General features: G+C 64.3%; 20 protein-coding genes. 12 read left to right on the top strand and 8 right to left on the bottom strand.

The genetic code is table 11. The features are described from left to right. Positions 1 to 71: 71 nt before the first annotated feature. From LHU53_RS15985 to LHU53_RS16005, 5 genes are read left to right on the top strand one after another with little or no spacing between them, the layout of a single operon-like run. Positions 72 to 695 (top strand): thermostable hemolysin, encoded by a 624-nt coding sequence (locus tag LHU53_RS15985; protein ID WP_227333741.1) that lies wholly within the window; start codon positions 72 to 74, stop codon positions 693 to 695. Continuing rightward, positions 692 to 2,128, top strand: coding sequence for an AMP-binding protein (locus tag LHU53_RS15990; RefSeq protein ID WP_227333742.1), 1,437 nt, complete (start codon positions 692 to 694; stop codon positions 2,126 to 2,128). Before LHU53_RS15985 ends, LHU53_RS15990 begins: the two co-directional genes overlap by 4 nt. Next, positions 2,125 to 2,814 (top strand): TenA family transcriptional regulator, encoded by a 690-nt coding sequence (locus LHU53_RS15995; protein WP_227333743.1) that lies wholly within the window; start codon positions 2,125 to 2,127, stop codon positions 2,812 to 2,814. Before LHU53_RS15990 ends, LHU53_RS15995 begins: the two co-directional genes overlap by 4 nt. Beyond that, on the top strand, positions 2,811 to 3,611 hold the full coding sequence (locus tag LHU53_RS16000) for an SDR family oxidoreductase (RefSeq protein WP_227333745.1): 801 nt from the start codon (positions 2,811 to 2,813) through the stop codon (positions 3,609 to 3,611). The genes LHU53_RS15995 and LHU53_RS16000 overlap by 4 nt, the downstream gene beginning before the upstream one ends. Then, positions 3,608 to 4,246 (top strand): hypothetical protein, encoded by a 639-nt coding sequence (locus tag LHU53_RS16005; RefSeq protein ID WP_227333747.1) that lies wholly within the window; start codon positions 3,608 to 3,610, stop codon positions 4,244 to 4,246. Before LHU53_RS16000 ends, LHU53_RS16005 begins: the two co-directional genes overlap by 4 nt. Here the strand turns inward: LHU53_RS16005 and LHU53_RS16010 are convergent. From LHU53_RS16010 to LHU53_RS16025, 4 genes are all read right to left on the bottom strand, one after another. Further along, a complete protein-coding gene (locus tag LHU53_RS16010; protein ID WP_227333749.1) occupies positions 4,233 to 5,558 on the bottom strand; it encodes an ATP-binding protein in 1,326 nt (441 codons plus the stop codon). The genes LHU53_RS16005 and LHU53_RS16010 overlap by 14 nt on opposite strands. Then, entirely contained in the window at positions 5,555 to 6,229 is a 675-nt protein-coding gene (locus LHU53_RS16015; RefSeq protein WP_227333751.1) for a response regulator, read from the bottom strand. The genes LHU53_RS16010 and LHU53_RS16015 overlap by 4 nt, the downstream gene beginning before the upstream one ends. A 115-nt stretch (positions 6,230 to 6,344) precedes the next feature. Further along, on the bottom strand, positions 6,345 to 7,229 hold the full coding sequence (locus LHU53_RS16020; protein WP_227333753.1) for a DNA ligase: 885 nt from the start codon (positions 7,227 to 7,229) through the stop codon (positions 6,345 to 6,347). A 78-nt stretch (positions 7,230 to 7,307) separates the two neighbouring features. Further along, on the bottom strand, positions 7,308 to 7,865 hold the full coding sequence (locus tag LHU53_RS16025; protein WP_227333755.1) for an HNH endonuclease: 558 nt from the start codon (positions 7,863 to 7,865) through the stop codon (positions 7,308 to 7,310). Positions 7,866 to 8,086: 221 nt separating this feature from the next. Here LHU53_RS16025 and LHU53_RS16030 point away from each other — a divergent pair, with 221 nt between their 5' ends. Beyond that, entirely contained in the window at positions 8,087 to 9,058 is a 972-nt protein-coding gene (locus LHU53_RS16030; protein ID WP_227333757.1) for a bifunctional riboflavin kinase/FAD synthetase, read from the top strand. A 131-nt stretch (positions 9,059 to 9,189) separates the two neighbouring features. Here LHU53_RS16030 and LHU53_RS16035 read toward each other — a convergent pair whose 3' ends face one another. Further along, a complete protein-coding gene (locus tag LHU53_RS16035; RefSeq protein WP_227333759.1) occupies positions 9,190 to 9,516 on the bottom strand; it encodes a hypothetical protein in 327 nt (108 codons plus the stop codon). Positions 9,517 to 9,883: 367 nt separating this feature from the next. Here LHU53_RS16035 and ileS point away from each other — a divergent pair, with 367 nt between their 5' ends. From ileS to miaA, 4 genes are all read left to right on the top strand, one after another. Further along, positions 9,884 to 12,772 carry an isoleucine--tRNA ligase gene (ileS, locus tag LHU53_RS16045; protein ID WP_227333760.1) on the top strand — a complete coding sequence of 963 codons (2,889 nt, stop codon included), beginning with the start codon at positions 9,884 to 9,886 and terminating at the stop codon, positions 12,770 to 12,772. A 65-nt stretch (positions 12,773 to 12,837) separates the two neighbouring features. Then, positions 12,838 to 13,302, top strand: a complete 465-nt coding sequence (gene lspA, locus LHU53_RS16050) for a signal peptidase II (protein ID WP_370632335.1) — start codon at positions 12,838 to 12,840, stop codon at positions 13,300 to 13,302. Positions 13,303 to 13,323: 21 nt separating this feature from the next. Further along, positions 13,324 to 15,015, top strand: coding sequence for a Na/Pi cotransporter family protein (locus LHU53_RS16055; RefSeq protein WP_227333764.1), 1,692 nt, complete (start codon positions 13,324 to 13,326; stop codon positions 15,013 to 15,015). Beyond that, positions 15,012 to 16,055 (top strand): tRNA (adenosine(37)-N6)-dimethylallyltransferase MiaA, encoded by a 1,044-nt coding sequence (gene miaA / locus LHU53_RS16060; protein ID WP_227333765.1) that lies wholly within the window; start codon positions 15,012 to 15,014, stop codon positions 16,053 to 16,055. The genes LHU53_RS16055 and miaA overlap by 4 nt, the downstream gene beginning before the upstream one ends. Here the strand turns inward: miaA and LHU53_RS16065 are convergent. Continuing rightward, positions 16,052 to 16,465 (bottom strand): type II toxin-antitoxin system VapC family toxin, encoded by a 414-nt coding sequence (locus tag LHU53_RS16065; RefSeq protein WP_227333767.1) that lies wholly within the window; start codon positions 16,463 to 16,465, stop codon positions 16,052 to 16,054. The genes miaA and LHU53_RS16065 overlap by 4 nt on opposite strands. After that, positions 16,462 to 16,698, bottom strand: a complete 237-nt coding sequence (locus LHU53_RS16070; protein WP_227333768.1) for an AbrB/MazE/SpoVT family DNA-binding domain-containing protein — start codon at positions 16,696 to 16,698, stop codon at positions 16,462 to 16,464. The genes LHU53_RS16065 and LHU53_RS16070 overlap by 4 nt, the downstream gene beginning before the upstream one ends. 128 nt (positions 16,699 to 16,826) lie before the next feature. Here LHU53_RS16070 and LHU53_RS16075 point away from each other — a divergent pair, with 128 nt between their 5' ends. Both LHU53_RS16075 and pabB read left to right on the top strand, forming a co-directional pair. Then, positions 16,827 to 17,489 (top strand): ABC transporter ATP-binding protein, encoded by a 663-nt coding sequence (locus LHU53_RS16075; RefSeq protein WP_227333770.1) that lies wholly within the window; start codon positions 16,827 to 16,829, stop codon positions 17,487 to 17,489. Further along, the gene (pabB, locus tag LHU53_RS16080; RefSeq protein WP_227333772.1) at positions 17,473 to 19,392 is read left to right on the top strand and encodes an aminodeoxychorismate synthase component I; all 1,920 of its coding nucleotides are present in this window, start codon (positions 17,473 to 17,475) and stop codon (positions 19,390 to 19,392) included. The genes LHU53_RS16075 and pabB overlap by 17 nt, the downstream gene beginning before the upstream one ends. A gap of 13 nt (positions 19,393 to 19,405) precedes the next feature. Here pabB and LHU53_RS16085 read toward each other — a convergent pair whose 3' ends face one another. Then, positions 19,406 to 21,304: a sensor domain-containing diguanylate cyclase gene (locus tag LHU53_RS16085; protein ID WP_227333773.1), complete on the bottom strand. Its 1,899-nt coding sequence runs from the start codon at positions 21,302 to 21,304 to the stop codon at positions 19,406 to 19,408. Positions 21,305 to 21,308 lie beyond the last annotated feature (4 nt).

The following is a 21,308-nucleotide window of genomic DNA, read 5'->3' on the forward strand; positions in this document are numbered from 1 at the left end:
TACCGCCTTAATCTCGCCTGGACAACATCGTGGCTTGTCTCGAACCAACCACAAGGACTGCGATGTCAGCCATGGCTTCACTTCACGTTTTCCCGCCCTGCAACGCGGCAGCAACGGCCACCCCCTCCAGGATTTGCACGCATGTGCCGGGCAGCCCGGCGCGCGCGCAGGTTGAGCAATTCATCCACGGCGTCTACCGCGAGCGCTACGGCGCCGATGTGCAGCAGTTTTCCCCCACGCTGGTGAGCCTGCATGACGCGCAAGGCAACATCGTCTCGGCGGCAGGTTTGCGGGCGGCCAGCCAGGAGCCGCTGTTTCTGGAGCGTTATCTGGACGCACCGGTGCAAACGCGCCTGGCCAAACTGGGTTATGCCGTGCCCCGGCGCGCGCAAATTGTTGAAGTGGGTCACCTGGCCTCCAACCAGGCGGGCAGCGGCAAAAGCCTGATTTTGCAACTGGCACCGATCCTGGCGGCGCAGGGCTTTCACTGGGTGGTCTGCACCCTGACCGAGGAATTGCGCCACCTGTTTTTGCGCCTGGGCCTGGCACCGCTGGCGCTGGGCGTGGCGGACCCCGAGTTGCTGGGTGAGGCAGCCAGCGGCTGGGGCAGCTACTACGACCACCACCCGGTGGTGCTGGCCGGCCAGCTGGACCTGGCGCTCCAAGCCCTGAGCCGCCGGGGTGTTCTGGCATGAGCGCGGCCCTGGAAGACGGCCAACGGCACTGGTCAGCAGCCGCGCTGCAACAGGCGGTAGACGAGGCGCAGGCCTGGCTGCAAGGCAGCGCCACCCAAGTGTTGGCGAGCGTGCTGGACAACTCGGCGGCTTATGTTGCACTGGACGAAGCCTTGCTGGCCACAGGACGTGTCCACGTGCCGCTGCCGCCGTTCTTTACCGCCGCACAAATGCAGCACGCGCTGGCGGCAACTGGCGCCGACACGCTGGTCACCGAAGCTGCCTGGGCCCAAGCCTGGCCGGGTTTGACCTGGCAAGCGACCCACATCGCTGGGCGTGACCTGCTAAGCGCCCGTTTGCCTGGCAAGCCATGCCACTTGCCACCCGGCACCGCCAAGATCACCTTCACCTCCGGCACCACCGGCACGCCCAAAGGCGTTTGCCTGAGCCGCGAGGCGATGAACAACGTTGCCCGCGGGATCGTCAGCGCCTTGGCGCCCTTGGGCATTGAGCGCCACCTCAATGCGTTGCCGTTTTCGGTGCTGCTGGAGAACATTGCGGGTCTGATGGCGCCACGCCAGCTAGGCACCACGCTGATCACCCGGGGCATGCAATCGCTCGGGCTGCAGGGTTCGTCGCAGTTTGACGCGTCGATCTTTCATCGGGCGGTGTCAGCGTCTCAGGCGCAAAGCCTGATCCTGCTGCCGCAGATGCTGCGGGCCTGGTGCGGCTACCTGCAGCACACCCGCCAGCGCGCGCCGGCGTGTTTACGCTTTGTGGCCGTGGGCGGTGCTGCCGTCGGGCCAGCACTGCTGCAGGCCGCGCACGCGCTGGGCCTACCCGCCTATGAGGGTTATGGCTTGTCTGAAGGCGCTTCGGTGCAAGCGCTGAATTTGCCTGGTGCCAGCAAGCCGGGCAGCGTGGGTCGCCCATTGGGCCATGCCCAGGTGCGCTGCGCGGCCGATGGTGAGCTTGAAGTCAGCGGCAGCCTGTTCGGTGGTTACCTGGGTGACAACACGCCACCACCCGTCTGGTGGCCCACCGGCGATCTGGGCTCGATCGATGCCGACGGTTTTGTATTTGTGCAGGGCCGCAAAAAACATGTGCTGATCACCTCATTCGGGCGCAACGTGTCGCCCGAATGGGTGGAGACCAGCCTGTGCAGCCAGCCCGCCATCCTGCAAGCGGTGGTGTTTGGTGATAGCGAGCCCAGCCTGTCGGCGGTGCTCTGGCCGTTGGCCCCGGATGCCAGCGACGCCACCTTGCAAGCCGCCGTTGACCGCAGCAACCATCAGCTACCGGATTACGCCCGGGTCGGTCGCTGGACGCGCGCCCGCGCCGCTTTTCGCCAAGACACCGGCCTGGCCACTGCCAATGGCCGCGCCCAACGCCCGGCCATCTGGACGATGCACGCCGACCTACTTTCCACGCCACCTGTCACCACCGCATCATGAGCTTCTACCAATACCTGATCGAACACACCTTTGACGCCCGCCGGAGCCTGCTGAGCACGCCCATCATTGAAGGCGTGCTGCGCGGGCAGGTCAGCCTGCCCAGCTACCTGGCTTTTTTGCGCGAGGCTTACCACCATGTGCGCCACACCGTGCCGCTGTTAAAGGCCACCCAGGCCGCGCTGCCAGCACAGCACCAGTGGCTGTTTGATGAACTGAAGGAGTACATTGAAGAAGAACTCGGCCACGAGGAGTGGATCCTGGACGACATCCGTGCCTGCGGCGGCGATGCCGAGGACGTACGCGCCAGCCAGCCCGGCCATGCCACCGAGTTGATGGTGGCTTATGCCTACGACACCATCGCCCGCAAGAACCCGCTGGGGTTCTTTGGCATGGTGCTGGTGCTGGAAGGCACCAGCGTATCGCTGGCGTTGCTGGCGGCCGATGCCATCCAGAAACCGCTGGGCCTGCCCGATGCCGCCTTCAGCTACCTGCGCTCGCACGGCACGCTGGACCAGGAGCACACGCAGCACTTGGCGTCGCTGATGAACCAGATCACCGACCCCAAGGACCAGGCCGACATCGTGCATGCCGCACGCGCCTTTTACCGGCTCTATGGCGATGTGTTTCGCAGCCTGCCGCTGCCCGTGGTCAGCCCGGCCACCCCCAAACAGCTGGAGGCGGCATGAAGCTCGACCAGGCCCGCGTGTTGCTGACCGGCGCCAGCGGTGGCATTGGCCAGGCGATGCAGCAGGCGCTGCTGCAGGCAGGCGCCCAGGTGCTGGGGGTCAGCCGCCACCCGCAAGTGCCCGTGAGTGCCCATGTGGTGTGGCTGCAGGCTGACCTGACCCAGGCGCCAGACCTAGCCAGGGTGGCCAGCGCCGGCGCAGAGTGGCGGGCCAATGTGCTGGTCCACGCCGCGGGGCTGCCAGGTTTTGGCGCTTTGCCCAGCCTGCCAGCCGCCGCCATCACCCACGTGATCCAGGCCAACCTGATCACCCCGATGCTGCTGACCCAGGCCCTGTTTCCGCATTTGCAGAGCCTGGCCAAGGCCCAGGTGGTGTTTGTCGGCTCGGCGCTCGGGCGCATCGGGCTGCCAGGTTTCAGCGTGTATGGCGCCAGCAAGGCCGGGTTACATGGCTTCGCCGAAGCCTTGCGGCGTGAGTTGGCGGGCAGCAGCGTGTGCATTCAGACCCTGGCGCCGCGCAGCACCCGCACGGGTTTCAACAGTGCTGCTGCAGACCGTTACAACCGGGACACCGGCACCTCGGTCGATTCGCCACAGACCGTGGCTGACGCGCTCGTGCACCTGATCAAAAGCGAGGCGCCCGAGCAGTTCATCGGCTGGCCCGAGCGCCTGGCCGTGCGCCTGAATGGCGCCTTGGGGCCGCTGCTTGACAGCAGCTTCACCCAACACCGCCAGGCCCTGGCAAAACTTGCCACCCCCGACACCACCACCCCATCCCTGCAAGGACATCAACCATGAAACTGTTTTCTACCTTCGTTTTGGCCGCTGCCTGCGTGCTGCCTTTCTCTTCACACGCCGCACCGCTGGACGATGCCATTGCCGACCTGCAGCGCGACTGGGAAGTGATCCGCTACCAAACCCCGGAGTCAGCCCGCCTGAAGCGCTTTGAAGCTTTGAGCGCCAAGGCCCACAGCGTCAGCCAGACCTTTGCCGGGCGCAGCGAACCGCTGGTGTGGGAGGGCATCATCGTGAGTTCCCTGGCCAATGAAAAAGGTGGCCTGGGCGCGCTGAGCCTGGCGAAACAGGCCAAGGTGATGTACGAGCAGGCCATTGCCCTGCGCGGTGATGCGCTGGACGGCTCGGCCTACGGCAGCCTGGCCGTGCTGTATTACAAGGTGCCGGGCTGGCCGCTGGGTTTTGGTGACAAGGCCCGGGCCGAAGAACTGCTCAAAAAAGCGTTGAGCCTGAACCCCACGGGCATTGACCCCAACTATTTCTACGCCGACTACCTGGTCGAGGTGGGCCGCGGCGCCGAGGCCACCCCCTATCTGGAGCGCGCCTTGGCCGCGCCGCCACGGCCCGGCCGTGAGGTGGCCGATACCGGCCGACGCGAAGAAGTGCGCCAGTTGCTGGCCAAAGTCAAAGCGCTGTGAGCTCGGCCACCACCCCGCTGCCATCAGCGCGCGGGTGGTAGCGCAAGACCCAGCCATGCAACGCGGCGATGCGCTGGGCAATCGACACGCCCAGGCCGCTGCCGGGCTCCGCCTGACCGTCCGGGCGGTAAAAACGCTCCCCCAGGCGCTGTAGCTGCTCAGCTGGCAGCGGCAGGCCCGCGTTCTCCACCGACAGGCTGGTCGGTGTCAGGCGCAGCGTGACCGTGCTGCCTTCGGGCGCGTAACGCACCGCGTTGTCCAGCAAATTGCGCAGCAACACCGCCAGCAACTGTGCGTCGCCACGCCAGTCGGGCGGGCTCTGTGGTGGCGCTGGCCAGTCGCAGGCCAGTTCAATCTGACGCCGCTCGGCCAGCGCCAGGCTGTCGCTCATGGCCTGCTCGGCCAGCGCCTGCCAGTCCAGCGGCTCGGCATGGACCAACACCTCGGTGGCCTCCAGCCGGGACAGCCGCAACAACTGGTCCACCAGACGCGTCATGCGCGCCATGCCTGCCGTCAGTTTTTGGGCTGCCTGCTCACGCTCTGGCTCATTGGCGGCGCGCTGCAACACCTCCCACTGCGCGCTCAGAACGGCCAGCGGTGTGCGCAGCTCGTGCGCGGCATCGGCGGTAAAACGGCGCTCGCGGGCCAGGGTGGCATCGATACGACCAAACAGGCCATTCATCGCCTGCAACAGCGGCTGGATCTCTGCCGGTGCCTGTGTTGACGGCATGGGCTGCAGGTCATCGGCGCTGCGTTGTTGCAGCTCATCGGTCAAGGCGCGCATGGGGTTGAGCGCCTGGCGCACCGCCCAGGCCATCGCCAGCAGCAACACCGGCAGGGTCAGCAACCAGGGCAGCAGCTGGCTCTCCACCAGACCCCACACCAGCTCGTCGCGCTCATTCACCTTTTGCCCGGCAGCCACCAGCCATTCCCGGTTGGGCGACTGCAGGTAATACACCCGCCAGGGCTGCTGCTGCAACGTCAGCTCGACAAAACCCACCGCATCGGCCAGCAGCGGCAGCTGCGTGCCTTCGCGGTCGGTCAGCAGCACCTTGCCCTGATGGTCCCAGACGGCGATGGCCAGGTCTTCCAGGTCGGCCTCCTGGCTCACCACGGGTGAAGCCGGTGCGCCTTTGGCCCGGTCCAGCCCCAGCAGCGTGGCCTGCACTTGCAGGGTCAGGCGGATCATTTCGGTGTCAAACAACTCGTTGACTTCGGTGCGCGCCCGGCTGGATGACACCCAGGCCGCCGCCGCCCACACCAAAGGCGCACAGATCAGCAAATAAATCAACAGGCGGCGCTGCAGACTCATGCGGCCTCCACTGCGGGGCCTAACGCATACCCCAGCCCGCGGATGGTGCGCACCACGGTGGGGTGAATTTTGCGGCGCAGGTGGTGGATGTGGACTTCGAGCGCATTGCTTTCGGGCTCAACCCCGCTCCAGTCGTACATCTGCTCCTGCAACTGGGTTTTGGACAGCACCCGCTGTGGGTGTTTGAGCAAAATCTCCAGCAAACCCGTCTCGCGCGCGGTCAGCTCCACCGGCTGGTCTTGCCAGTGCACTTGCCGGGTGGACGGGTCATAACGCAAGCCGCCGTGGACCCACTCCGACTGGCTGCGCCCGGTGGCACGGCGCAGCAGCGCGCGCAGGCGTGCCGCCAGTTCTTCGATGCGCATGGGTTTGATCAGGTAGTCATCGGCCCCGGCATCGAGCCCGGCGATGCGTTGCTCCAGACCATCGCGGGCGGTCAAGATCAGCACCGGCAAAGCCACACCGCGCTGGCGCCAGCGTTTGAGCCAGACCATGCCGTCGGCACCCGGCAGGCCCAGGTCCAGCACCAGCGCGTCATAACTGGCCGCGCCCAGCGCCGCATCGGCACGCGCGCCATCACAGAAGCAGTCCACCACATGGCCGAGTTGGCGCAGCCCGGTGCCCAGCGCATCGGCCAGCTGGGCATCGTCTTCAAGGATCAGTAAACGCATCGGGCTCCTGCGGATGGGTGTGGGAAGCTGCAAAACATCAGATTTTCGGCGTAAAGCAGACGGACCACCGAGCGCAGTTCAGCAGCCATTGCCACGTCCCGCTGACCCAGGCGGGCTACTCCACCTCGCGCACCCGAAGAAACGACGCAAATCGCGGCAGACCCTTGGGGGTGTGATCGCGGTAGCGGTAGGTGACCACGCTGCCAATGGCGGGCGGGTTGGCCCGCTGGGCGTCGGTGAAGCCCGTGCCCAGAGCAAACCGCTGGCCGCTGGGCAATTCCAGCAGCAGCGCCCCCAAGCGGCCCGCGTGGCGGCCCTTGCCGGGCAGGTGGGCCACCACCCGCGCGTCGTCATCCGACACGGGTTTGAATTTCAGCAACGCGGCACTGCGCCCGGGTGACCACAGCGCGTTGCTGCGGTGCAGCACCAAGCCTTCGCCATCGCCTTGGACCGTCTGCGCCAGCAAGGTCTGCAAAGCCGCCGCGTTGGCCACAGGCTGCTGCGCCACCACCTGCACCCACGGCTGGCCGACCTGGGCCACCACGGCCGTCAGCTGCGCCAGGCGTTGGCCAAACGGCTCAGTCGCGCCCGGCAGGTCAAACACCATGTAAGACACGTCGCGCCAATCGGCGTCCACCGGTTCGGCGCGGCGCACGATGCCCGAGAGCGCATCAAACCTGCCCCGACCCAGCCACAACTCGCCGTCCAGCGCCACCTTGGGTAACACCGCGGTGAACCAGCGCGGCGCGGCGATGGGCAACCCACTGCGAAAACGCAGTTGCTGGCCGTCCCACAACGCGCGCACGCCGTCGAGCTTTTCGCTCACCAGAAAACCCGCCGGGTCCAGCCCGGCGCGCCAGTCGCTGGCCAACATCGGCGCCAGGGCCGCGGGCGCGGCGTCGGCCGTGGCGCTGGCCGCAGTGGCCCAAACCGGCGGCAACGCGCCGCCCAGTAGCAGCGCCAAACAGGCGGCCGACGTGGCTGATCGTGAAAAGTACATGAAGACGCCTCCCTGATGGACAAATCAAAATCGGCCTCTGTCCCTGGTCCCTCAGGGCAGAGCGCTCTTGTGGTCAGTTCAAGCGGCCAACCGTGACGACTTGGGCACGTGCGCCAGCAAAAATTCCATCTGGTCGGCCAGGATGCGCCGGTTGCGCAAAATGAAGTCTTCCCACAGGCTGGGCACATAGGGCGTGTACAGCAGCGGCATGTGCGCCTGCTCGGGGGTGCGGTGGCTTTTGCGGTGGTTGCACGGGCGGCACGCGGTGACCACGTTCATCCAGGTGTCGATGCCCTTTTGCGCAAACGGAATGATGTGCTCGCGGGTCAAATCGGTTTCGTCAAACAGGTCGCCGCAGTAGGCGCAGATGTTGCGGTCACGGGCAAACAGTTTGCCGTTGGTCAGGCCCGGGCGCAGCTCAAACGGGTTGATGTTGGGCACACCTTTGGTGCCGATGATGCTGGAGACGGTGATGATGGATTGCTTGCCGGTGATGGCGTTGTGCCCGCCATGAAACACCGCCACCTGGTGGCCCATTTCCCAGCGAACTTCTTCCGCGGCGTAATGGATGACCGCCTGCTCCAGCGAAATCCACGATTGGGGTAGCCCTTGGGCTGACAGCTTCAAGACCTTCAAAACACGACTCCTGAAAAAAGACGTTATCCGAAACCTGCTCAAAACCTCAACAACACAGCACGTTCACAACCCTCACCCGATCAACCATTTTTTCAATGCACAAAATGCGCCAACTTTCAACGCCAAACGGGTCTAAGACACAATATACCCCCTTTACATGTCAAATTGGCGTCAAGCCCACTTGTCCTTTGCCCAAGGCGCTATTTTTTTTATAACAAGAGATGAAGATTTACAGGGGTTTCAACCACCCGGACATTGCACCCGCCTGCGCGTTGACGATTGGCAATTTTGACGGTGTGCACCGTGGCCACCAAGCCATGCTCTCGCTGCTCAAGGGCGAGGCACAGCAGCGCGGTGTGCCCAGTTGCGTGCTCACCTTCGAGCCCCACCCGCGTGACTTTTTTGCCGCACTCACCCACAACCCCAACCTGGCCCCGGCACGCGTGGGGACGCTGCGCGACAAGCTGATCGACCTGGCCCAGTGCGGCGTCGACCAGACCGTGGTGCTGCCGTTTGACGCCCGCCTGGCCAATCTGACGCCACAGGCGTTCATCGACACCGTGCTGCTGCAAGGCTTGGGCGCACGGTATGTGCTGGTGGGTGATGACTTCCGTTTTGGGCAACGCCGCGCCGGTGACTACACCCTGCTGGACGCGGCCGGGCTCAAGCAAGGGTTCGATGTGGCGCGCATGAACAGTTATGAGGTGCACAACCTGCGTGTCTCCAGCTCGGCCGTGCGCGATGCCTTGTCCGAAGGCCGCATGAAAGACGCCACCCGCCTGCTGGGCCACCCGTACCGCATCTCCGGCCACGTGGTGCATGGCCGCAAGCTGGGCCGATCCCTGGGTTTCAAGACGCTGAACCAACGCTTTGCCCACTGGAAACCCGCCGCGCGCGGCATTTTTGTGGTGCTGGTGTATGGCCTGAGCGACAAGCCACTGCGCGGTGTGGCCAACCTGGGGGTGCGCCCATCGGTTGACCCACGTGACGTGAATGGTGGCCGGGTGCTGCTGGAAACCCATTGCCTGGACTGGCCAGCGCACCTGGGCGCAGAAGGTGCCTACGGCAAGATCATCAGCGTGGAGCTGCTGCACAAATTACACGACGAACTCAAATACGACTCGCTGGACGCCTTGACGGCGGGCATTCAGAGGGATTGCCAGGATGCGCGGGCTTACTTTGCGGTCTCGTAGGCGGAGCCCTGCGGGCCTTCAAAATCCGTTTTGCGCCATCGGATCAGCAGAAGCGAGCCATGCCATCGCTGCGGTGAAAACCAAGCTGACTTCAACTCTGGGCAGCTCTGCCGCCAGTTTCAGCGACTCACCTAGGCCTCCATCGCCATGGCTGCTGTCAATACTTGGTGCGGCTTGTGACAGCCTTTCACGCTGGCATCGGCCAGAAAAATCTGAATCTTGTTGCCTTTGCGCATGAGGATGATCTCCAGAACATCCCCAACGGATTGCACGGCGGGTTTGCCATTCTGGGTCACAAAGCCGAAGTCGTAAATGGCATCGCTTTTTGAGAACCGTTTCAAGACCGTCTCCAACTTGTTCAAGTACACGATCTCCTGGAGGGTGGTGGCGCTCATCCAGCCTAACTGGCTATTCATTTCGGTGTAGGCAGTCGCAGCGGTGGTGTTGGCGATTTTCATGACAACGTCTCACATCTTGATAGCTCCATTTTTGCCCGTGTCCAACCCGCCAAATACCTGAGTTGCATGGCAAAAGGCCGGTACTTGTGCTCATTGGCGCTTGTAACGTCGATCCCTCCGTGGTCTGGTGTCATGGCGGCCCAGGACTTGAGATGCGGTCCGGCGATGACAACATCACTTTTCACGTGACCCCAGCACCGCGCGGTGCGTTACCGCCGCTGGCAAATGCCTACAGTAAAATCCGCCCACCCGCGCAGCGACACTGACTGCACGACGAACCCAAATACAAATCCCTGGGCGCATTGACCGCAGGCATCCGTCAAGATGACCAGGATGCCCGTGCCACCTTTGCCCGCCCGCCCACACCATGACCACTCCTACCGATTACCGCAGCACCCTGAACCTGCCCGACACCCCGTTCCCCATGCGCGGTGATCTGCCCAAGCGCGAGCCGCTGTGGGTCAAAGCCTGGGAAGACCAGGGCCTGTACCAGAAGCTGCGCGACGCACGCCAGGGTGCGCCGCTGTTTGTGCTGCACGACGGCCCGCCGTATGCCAACGGCCAGATCCACATGGGCCACGCGGTCAACAAGATTCTGAAAGACATGATCGTCAAGGCCCGCCAGCTCAAGGGCATGGATGCGGTGTACATCCCCGGCTGGGACTGCCACGGCTTGCCGATTGAAAACGCCATCGAGAAAAAATTTGGCCGCAACCTGGCCCGCGACGACATGCAGGCCAAAAGCCGTGCCTATGCCACCGAGCAAATCGCGCTGCAAATGGCCGACTTCAAGCGCCTGGGTGTGCTGGGCGACTGGGACCACCCCTACCGCACCATGGATTTCGCCACCGAGGCCAACGAGATCCGCGCCTTCAAACGTGTGATCGAGCGCGGTTTTGTCTACCGTGGCCTCAAACCCGTGTACTGGTGTTTTGACTGTGGCTCGTCCTTGGCTGAGTTCGAGATCGAATACGCCGACAAAAAATCGCAAACGCTGGATGTGGGCTTCTTGTGCGCCGAACCGGCCAAACTCGCCGCCGCCTTTGGCCTGGATGCTCTCGACAAAGAAGCCTTCGCCGTCATCTGGACCACCACCGCCTGGACCCTTCCGGCCAACCAGGCGCTGAACCTGAACCCCGAATTGACCTACGCGCTGGTCGACACCGAGCGCGGCCTGCTGGTGCTGGCCGAGTCGCTGGTTGAGAAATGCATGGTGCGTTTTGGCCTGACCGGCACCGTGCTCGCCACCACTCTGGGCAAGCACCTGGGCGGCCTGAATTTCAAACACCCGCTGGCCCATGTGCACGCCGGCTACGACCGCCTGAGCCCGATCTACCTGGCCGACTACGCCACCGCCGAGGACGGCACCGGCCTCGTGCACAGTTCGCCCGCGTACGGCGTGGAAGACTTCAACAGCTGCATCGCGCACGGCATGGCCTATGACGACATCCTGAACCCGGTGCAGGGCAACGGCGTTTATGAGGCCGAGCTGCCGCTGTTTGGCGGCCAGCACATCTGGAAAGCCTGCCCGGTGATCATCGACGCGCTGCGTGAGGCCGGTCGCCTGTTTGCCACAGAAAACATCGTGCACAGCTACCCGCATTGCTGGCGCCACAAGACGCCGGTGATCTACCGCGCGGCTGCCCAGTGGTTCATCCGTATGGACGAGGGTGAAGGCATCTTTACCAAGGATAAAGCGCCGCAGACCCTCAGGCAGACGGCGCTGGCAGCTATCGAAAACACAGCGTTTTACCCTGAAAACGGCAAAGTCCGGCTGCGCGACATGATCGCCGGGCGGCCGGACTGGTGCATCTCTAGACAACGCAGCTGGGGCGTGCCGCTGCCGTTTTTCCTGCACAAAGACAGCGGCGAGTTGCACCCCAAAACCATGGACATCCTCGACACCGCCGCCAACATGGTGGAAGAAGGCGGGATCGAAGCCTGGAGCAAGGCCACAACCGAAGCCATCCTGGCCACGGTGGACGCACAAGCCGATGCGCCGTTCTACACCAAGAGCAGCGACATTCTGGAAGTCTGGTTTGACTCCGGCACCACCCACACCACGGTGCTCAAAGGCTCGCACCAAGGTTGTGGCCACGAAGCCATCGACCCCAAAACCGGCCAGAGCGGCCCCGAGGCCGATTTGTACCTGGAAGGCCACGACCAGCACCGTGGCTGGTTCCACTCGTCGCTGCTCACCGCCTGCGCCATGTACGACCGCGCGCCCTACCACGGCATCCTGACCCACGGCTTCACGGTGGACAGCAAGGGCCACAAGATGAGCAAAAGCGCCGGCAACGGCGTCGACCCGCAAGAAACTTCCAAAAAGCTCGGTGCCGAAATCATCCGCCTGTGGGTGGCTGCCAGCGATTACTCGGGCGACATCGCCGGTGACGACAAAATCCTGGCCCGCGTGGTGGACATTTACCGTCGCGTGCGCAACACGCTCAAGTTCCTGCTGGCCAACACCCAGGACTTTGACCCGGCCAAGGACAGTGTGCCCTTTGAACAATTGCTGGAGATTGACCGCTACGCCCTGAGCCGCGCCGCGCAAATGCAGGCCGAGGTGCTGGCGCATTTTGAGGTGTATGAATTCCACCCGGTGGTGGCCAAGCTGCAAATTTATTGCAGTGAAGACCTGGGCGCGTTTTACCTGGACGTGCTCAAAGACCGGCTCTACACCACGGGTGCCAACTCGCTGGCGCGGCGCAGCGCCCAGACCGCGCTGTGGCAGATCACGCAAGCCATGTTGCGCTGGATGGCGCCGTTTTTGAGCTTCACCGCCGAGGAAGCTTGGGGCGTGCTGGGCACGCAGGGCAAAACGCCTGCGGCCACGCGTGACTCGATCTTCATGGACACCTACAGCGCCTTGGCCGAGCCTGACGCCGCCTTGCTGGGCAAGTGGGCGCGCATCCGGGAGATTCGGGATCTGGTCAACAAAGACATTGAAGTGCTGCGCGCCAATGGCCAGGTCGGCTCATCCTTGCAGGCCACGGTGCAACTCACCGTGGGGCCGGACGACCGCGCCCTGCTCGACAGCCTGGGCGCTGACCTGAAATTTGTGTTCATCACCTCCGCGGTTGATCTGGTCGCTGGTGACGACTTGTCCATCCAGGCCAGCGCCTCCAACGGCACCAAGTGTGAGCGCTGCTGGCATTACAGCGACGCCATCGGCAGCGATGTGGACCACCCCACGCTGTGCCCGCGCTGCAGCAGCAACCTGTTTGGCAGCGGCGAAACCCGGGTCTGCGCCTGATGGCAGGCAAACCCCGCACGGTAGGCGCTCGCGCCAAAAGCAGCTTGTCATCGGGCTCGCGGGGCATGCTGCCCTGGCTGGCGTTGGCGCTGATCATCCTGCTGGCTGACCAGTTCACCAAGGTGCTGATCGTGGGCGCGTACCAGTACGGCGACAGCACCCGCATTGCGGGCTTTTTCAACATTGTGCGCGTGCACAACTATGGTGCGGCGTTCTCGTTTCTGGCCAATTCGGGCGGCTGGCAGCGCTGGCTGTTCACCGGTATCGGTATTGGCGCGGCGTTGTTCATCGTCTGGCTGCTCAAAAGCCACCCTGGGCAAAAACTGTTTGCTTTTGCGCTGGCCTGCATTCTGGGCGGCGCTGTCGGCAACGTGATTGACCGCGTGCTGTATGGCTACGTGGTCGACTTTCTGGACTTCCACTGGAAAGGCTGGCACTTTCCCGCCTTCAATATCGCCGACAGCGCCATCACGGTTGGCGCCGTCTGCCTGATCCTCGACGAACTGCTGCGCGTTCGCCGCGGGCGCTGATTTGCCAAGGAGACCTCAGCCGTGACCCACCTGCTCAATCTGCTGGCCGCCATTGCCCTGCTGGTGTGGGGCACGCATCTGGTGCGCAAGGACACCCTGCGTGTGCTGGGCGCCAACTTGCGCCGGGTGCTGGCGCAAAGTGTGGACAACCGCTTCAAGGCGGCCATGTCGGGCGTGGGCGTCACGGCGCTGCTGCAGTCCAGCACCGCCACCGCGTTGATCATTTCGGCCTTTGTGGGCCAAGGGTTGATGAGCCTGACCGCCGCGCTGGCGGTGATGCTGGGGGCCGATCTGGGTACCAGCCTGATGGCGCTGCTGTTCTCGCGCGATCTGTCGTGGCTGTCGCCGCTGTTCATCTTGGTCGGTGTGGTGATGTTCATCGTCAAACAAGGCACCACCGCCGGCTTTGCCGGGCGCATCCTGATCGGGCTGGGTCTGATGCTGCTGGCGCTGAGTCTGGTGCGTGCCTCGGCCAACGAGCTGACCCAGTCGGAAGCGGTGCGCGCGCTGCTGGCCTCGCTGGCCAGCGACCGGCTTTTGGAAATCACGCTGGGGGCGGTGCTCTCGGTGCTGAGCTACTCCAGCCTGGCGGTGGTGCTGCTGATTGCCACCCTGGCCAGCAGCCAGGTGGTGACGGTGGACGTGGCGCTGGGCCTGGTGCTGGGCGCCAACCTGGGCAGCGGTTTGCTGGCGGTGCTGACCACCCTGAGCAGCCCCATCGAGGCGCGTCAGGTGCCGCTGGGCAACCTGATCTTCAAGATCATGGGGGTGGCCCTGATGGTGCCAGCCTTGAACTTCTGGCTCAGCCAGGTGCACCCCAACCTCCCCGACGCGGCCACGGTGGTGGTGCTGTTTCATTTCGTCTTCAACGCACTGACGGGGGTGCTGTTCATCGGCCTCACGCAGGTGGTGGCGCGTTGGGTGGTTTATTGGCTGCCCAAGCCAGCGCAAAACCGCCTGAACGGCCGCCATCGACACCTGGACCCGTCTGCGCTGGCCACCCCCTCGGTGGCTTTGACCTGTGCGGTGCGCGAGGCCATGCACCAGGCCGACGTGGTGGAGACCATGCTGCGCGGCGTGCTGGAAGTGATCAAGACCAACGACATGGCGCTGGTGCAGTCGCTGCAAAAGATGGACGACACGGTGGACCGGCTGTACTCGGACATCAAGTACTACCTGACCAAAATTTCGCGCGAGGCCCTCAACGACAAAGAGGGACGGCGCTGGACCGACATCATCAGCTTCACCATCAACATGGAGCAGATCGGCGACATCGTCGAGCGGGTGCTGGAAGACATCGAGGTCAAAAAAATCAAGACCGGCCGCGAGTTTTCAGCCGCTGGCATGCTGGAGATCACCGAGCTGCACGGCGACCTGGTCAACAACCTGCGCCTGGCGATGAGCGTGTTTCTGAACGACGACCTGCGCGACGCCATCAAGTTGCTGGAAGAAAAAACCCGCTTTCGCGATCTGGAGCTGCAATACGCCGCCAACCACCTCACCCGGCTGACCGACAACACGCTGGAGAGTATTGAGACCAGCTCGCTGCACCTGGATCTGATCAGTGAACTCAAACGTATCAACTCGCTGATCTGCGCCGTGGCCTACCCGATTCTGGAATCGACCGGCGCACTGGCACCCAACCGGCTGCGCACGCCAGCCGACGCCCTGCCCGAAACCGCGCCCCAGTTGCCCCCCGACGCTACCCCATGAACACCGCACCAGCCACCTTGCCCGCCTATGTGGCCCTGGCTGGCCCCACCGCCTCCGGCAAAACCGCCGCTGCAATGGCCATTGCAAGCCGATATCCGGCCGAGATCATCAGCGTCGACTCGGCGCTGGTCTACTGCGGTTTGGACATCGGCACCGCCAAACCCAGCGCCGCCGAGCTGGCCGCCGTGCCGCACCACCTGATCAACATCCGCGACCCGCTGCAGGCCTACAGCGCCGCCGAATTTGTGACAGACGCCACCCGGCTCATCCAAGACATCAGCGCGCGTGGCAAGCTGCCGCTGCTGGTGGGTGGCACCATGCTGTACCTCAAGGCGCTGCGCCACGGCCTGGACGAGATGCCCAAGGCCGATGCGGCGGTGCGCGGGGTCATTGAGCAAGAGGCCGCGCAAAAAGGCTGGCCCGCGTTACACGCCGAACTGGCGCTGGTTGACCCGGTGACGGCAGCCCGGCTGGCGCCCGGCGACTCACAACGCATTGCCCGGGCGCTGGAGGTGTACCGCCTCTCGGGCCAACCCTTGTCGAGTTTCCACAAGACAAAAACCACAACGCCCCACGGCACAGACCCCGGGGCGGACAACCTAGCGGATGCGCCAGGGGGCGTGCCCTCCCTGCTGATTTCACTGGAGCCGTGGGACCGCGCCCGGCTGCACCGGCGCATCGCCCAGCGCTTTGACCTGATGCTGGCCAACGGTTTCCTCGACGAAGTACGCGCTTTGCGCGCCCGGGGCGATTTGCACCCGGATCTGCCATCGATGCGCTGCGTGGGCTACCGCCAGGCCTGGGAGTATCTGGACGCGCTGCAGCCACCCGCCAACGGCACGGCACCAACGCGCCATGCCGACCCCCCCCCCTCTTTGAGCGACCTGCGCGAGAAAGGCATCGCCGCCACCCGCCAACTCGCCAAACGCCAGATCACCTGGCTGCGCAGCATGCCCGAGCGGCACATCGTGGCCTGCGACGCGCCGGATGCACTGGCCAAGGTGCTGGCGCTGGTGGACGGATTCCTGGCGCGTGGCTAACGCAACACCTGCACGCTGGGCTTCCAGCCTTTTATCCCGGCACGTCTGGCAAATTTTTTGTCATCAAAGGTCACCATCTGGCGGCACAGGCGGCACGACGCATGGTGCAGGGCATCGGCAAAATCAAATCCATCAGCCAGCGCATCCATCGCAGCGCTAACGGCAACGCGGTCTTCAACCTCGATATTGGGCATGGTCAACAGATGCCGCAGCACCGTCAGCACGTCGGCAACCGGGCTTTTGTAATAGCCACGCAGCACCCATTCCAGCTCCAGCACCACCGATTTGCACACAAAAAGCCGCTTGCCACTTTCAATCAACTCGCGGGCCAGCGCGCTTTGTTGCTGAGTAGCTTCCTCCGGGCTGGCCACGTAATAACGCGCCAACACGTTGGTGTCGAGCCCGATCATGGTGCATCCACCGCCAAATCTGCCACGTCAAAATCGGCAGGCACAGCCGGGCGCTGGCTGTGAATCAGGCCAAAACCGCTGGCCGCCGCCTGCCGCGCCGACGGCGCAGGGCGCAACGCAATGTGATCCCCCTCCACCGTGAAGCTCACCGACATGCCCTGCCGCAAACCAAAGTGCTGGCGGACATCCCGCGGAATCGTGACTTGACCCTTGCTGGTGATGGTGGTTTGCATAGCTCAGCTCCAGAAGTATTACGGTGTAATACTATCACCTCCGCCACGACAGCGAAGCAGCTGCGCCTGCCGTCCCGCTGCCGATTCGCAGTTACCATGACCGTCGAACACCATGACCGTCGAACACCATGAGCCTGATCATCCATAACCTGAGCAAGCATTACGGCAGCGTGCCGGTGTTTCGCCATGTCAGCCTGGACGTGGCCCCCGGCGAGTTTGTGGCCATCATTGGTGAATCCGGCGTGGGCAAATCCACCCTGCTCAACTGCATGGCCGGGCTGGACAGCTGGGACAGCGGCAGCGTCTGCCTGGACGGGCTGGACCTGAGCACCCAGAGCGACGACCAGCTGGCGCGCTTGCGGCGTGAAAAAACCGGGTTTGTCTTTCAAGCCTTTCACGTGCTGCCGCACCTGAGCGTGGCGCAAAACGTGGCGCTGCCACTGATGCTGCTGGGCCAGTTTGATGATGCTCGCGTGCAGGCCATGCTGACCGAAGTGGGCCTGGACGGCCTGGGTGAGCGCCTGCCGCAGCAGCTCAGCGGCGGCCAGTTGCAGCGTGTGGCGATTGCCCGGGCGCTGGTGCACCGCCCGATGCTGCTGCTGGCCGACGAGCCCACCGGCAACCTGGACCCGCGCACCGCAGACAAGGTGATGGACGCGCTGATCAGCCAGACCCGCGCCCACGGCGCGGCGATGGTGCTGGTAACGCACTCCAAAACCGCAGCTGCGCGTGCCGACCGCACCCTGCTGCTGACCGCCGACGGGTTGGTGGACCATGTCGATCCGGCTTGACTTTGCCGACCCGCGGGCGCTGCCAGGCGATGCGGCAACTTCGCCAGCGACAGATGTCAAAGCCTCAGGCGCGGGCGGTCATCCACCTGACGCGGCTATCGCATCCAAGGCGCTGCGATGCCGTTTTGAGGTACCTCTGCACACCCTGATCGCCCACACACCCGCGCAGGTCAAACCGCTGCTGGACGCGGTGGACCGCTTTGCCCGCCAGGGCCTGTGGTGCGTGGGCTACCTGGCTTATGAAGCCGCCAGCGCCTTTGACGCGGCGCTGCAAACCCACCCGGCAAACGGCCCGCTGGCCTGGTTTGGCGTGTATTCGCAGGCGCTGCCGTGGCCCGACAACCCGCCAGCCGATGCAGACGACGACGCCCGCACCAGCGCCCATTGGCGCGATCCCCTGAGCCGGGAGGCCTTTGACGCGAATCTGGCCGTCATCCACGGGGCGATTGCGGCAGGCGAGTTTTACCAGGTCAACTACACCGCGCCGCTGCACGGCGCGTTCACCGGCAGCGCCGCCGCCCTGTTCAAGCGCCTGCAACGCGCCCAGCCCGGCGGTTACGCAGCCTGCATCGACACCGGGGACGAGCAGCTGCTGTCAGTTTCACCCGAGTTATTTTTTGACTGGGATGGCCAGCACATCCTGACCCGGCCCATGAAAGGCACCGCGCCGCGCGGCAGCACCCCTGAGCGAGACGCCGCACTGGCTCGCGGCCTGACCGAGTCACCCAAAGAGCGGGCTGAAAACGTGATGATTGTGGACCTGCTGCGCAACGACCTGTCACGCATCGCGCAGCCGTTTTCGGTGCGCGTGCCGCGCCTGTTTGCGGTGCAAAGCCTGCCGACCGTGCACCAAATGGTGTCAGATGTGACCGCCCAAACGCGCCCCGGCACCACGCTGAGCGAGGTTTTCAGCGCCTTGTTTCCGTGCGGCTCGATCACCGGCGCGCCCAAGGTGCGGGCCATGCAGATGATCCACACGCTGGAGCCCGCCCCGCGCGGTGTGTATTGCGGCGCCATCGGCGTGGTGCGCCCGGGCGGCCACGCCACCTTCAACGTGGCGATTCGCACGGTGACAATCCGCGGCGATTTGTCCACCTGCGGCATCGGCAGCGGTATCACGGCGGATGCCACAGCCGCCAATGAATGGCAGGAATGGCAGCACAAACGCGGCTTTCTGACACGCGCCAGCGAGCCGTTCCAGCTGTTGGAAACCCTGCGATTGCAGGCCGGTGTGTTTCACAATTTGGGAGCACACTTGGCGAGGTTGGCAGAGGCTGCCAGGCATTTTGGTTATGGTTTTGATGAGGCGCGCATCCGCCATGCACTCAACAAGCTGCTGCTTGCAGATGCGACCAATGCGCCGCCGCTGGCCCCCGCACCCCACTCATCTAGCGGCGCGGCGGCGGCGCCAGGTGTCTTGCCCGCAACCACCGTCTGGCGTGTACGCCTGCTGCTTGACGCCAGTGGCCAAGTACACGCCGAAAAACTGGTACAGAAAAACACACCAGAACCCGTAGCCATCGGGCTGGCAGCCACACCGTTTGAGGCCAGCATGAGCGAGTTCACGCGCTTCAAAACCACCCGGCGCGGGCACTACGAGGTCTTTGCGCCAACCGACCCCGCGGTGTTTGACACCCTGCTCTACAACACCCAAGGTCAACTGACCGAGTGCACGCGCGGCAACATTGCCGTGCAGTTGGACGGCCAGTGGTTGACCCCGGCGCTGCACTGCGGGCTGTTGCCCGGTGTGGGTCGGGCGCAGTTTCTGGCAGAAGGTCGTGTGAAAGAAGGCGTCATCACCCTGGACGATCTGCCACGCGCCAGCGGCTTGGCCTTCATCAACAGCCTGCGCGGCTGGGTGGAGGCGCGATTGCAGATCACAGATCCGGTCACGCCACGCTGAAACGCCCGGCGGCTCAGGTCTCGCAGACCACGCGGTTGCGGCCCTCGTCCTTGGCCGTGTACAAGCGGTGGTCGGCGCGGCTGAGCAACTCTTCCAGGCTTTCGCCGGAGCGGTAGCTGGCCACGCCAATGCTGACGGTGACTGTGATCACCGCGTCCTCAAAGTCAACCGGTGTGGCCTCCATGGCCCGCCGCAGCCGCTCGGCGAGTTGGGCCGCCCCGTCACGCTGGATGGTCGGCATGAACACCACGAACTCTTCGCCGCCAAAACGGCAGACCACATCGGTCTTGCGCACCACCGCCCGACAGCGTGTCACAAACTCGCACAGCACCGCATCCCCCGCCGCGTGACCAAACCCATCGTTGACCTTCTTGAAGAAGTCCAGATCAATCATCAGCACCGAGAACACCTCGCCACCGCGCAGCACGCGCTGGCGCTCGCCATCCAACAGCTCAAACAGGTGGCGGCGGTTGTAAGCGCCGGTGAGCGGGTCGGTCACCGACAGCAGTTCCAGGCGGGCGTTGGCCGCCTGCAGTGCCTGCGTGCGCCGGGCCACGCGCTGCTCCAGCACCTCTTTGCTCTGCTGCAGCTCATCCAGGTACCGCTGGCGGTCGTTGAAGGCGGCGGCCATGGCGTCCAGCCAGGGCCGCCACAAGCCGGGCACCCGCGGCAACACCGGATGACTGCCCGCGGATTCGCGGGCCACGTAGTCGGCAATCTGCAAGGCCGGCGCCACGTACATGCGCCACAGCAGCCAATGCATCAGCAGTGCACCCGCCACTAGCAGCAGCGCCAGAGACAGCTGCGAAGAATAGGCCGCCAGTGCACGCTGCTGGAGGGTGGCCTGCGGCAACTGGAACACCAGGCGCCAGTGCGGGCTGTCCAGAATCTCGGAAAACACCAAGTCATTGCCGATGCGCTCCCCCTTGAGGTTGTCCAGCGACATCCCCTGGCGCAGTGCCGGTGGCAGCAGGTGGTCGATGGCGTCAATGGCCAGTTGCCCCGACGGCGCAGGGCGACGGTCACCCAGAATCTGTCCGTGTTCGTTGGAAATGGTCAGTAGGCCCTCGGGGTCGGGAAACTCACGCAAAAAATCGTTCAAAAAACCCAGCAACACATCGGTCGCCACCACGCCCACAAACTCGTCGCCCCAATAAATCGGCGCCGCATGGGACACCGTCAGCCCGGCACCCGCCTGATCGATGTAGGCGCGCGTCCAGTAGGGTTGGCGCTGTGGGTTGTTGGCAGGCAACCCGGCGGTGGTCACCTCGTAGTTCCAGGCATGCTGCAAAAAGCTGCGGGTGTCGATCTCGCCGGCCAGCAGGTCGGATCGGGACACCCAGGGCGCGACCAGCAGCAGGTTCTGGCTGGCGGCGTTGAAATAGGTCCAGCGCAAAAAAGGCGAGGTTTTGGTGTGGTCACCGAGCCGGTCCACCAGCGACAAGGCCAGGTCCAGGTCCGACGGCAAACCGCCAGGCCGGGGCTGGCTGGCGGCCTTCAGCGCCAGCAATTGCGCCAGGCGATGTTCGGGTGGCAGGGCGGCCAGGGTGTCCAGCGTGATCTCGTCCGCAGACGATGCCTGGCGAACCTGCGCCTGAAGCACCGATCCCGTTCCGATGTGCGGGGGATGGTGCGAAAAGTTGCTGGACCAGTCGGCCAACTGGGTGATCTGGTCAGATGCCGACTTGATGAGGGATTTCAGGCGGATGGAACTGGCATGTACCCGCTGGTTGGCCGAAGTCACCTCAGCTGCCAATTGGCGCTGCCAGCCGCTCCACAGGGTGATGCCCACCAACGCCAAAAACACCAGGGCACCCAGCCACATCAAACGCCGATAGGTCCGCGCCAGCGCCAGCGCTGACGGCGAACTCAGCAGTCTGCGTTGAACGATGGGGACAGGTTGGACGGACATAAGG

It is taken from the genome of Rhodoferax sp. U2-2l (genome assembly GCF_020594515.1).
Lineage (GTDB): Bacteria > Pseudomonadota > Gammaproteobacteria > Burkholderiales > Burkholderiaceae_C > Rhodoferax.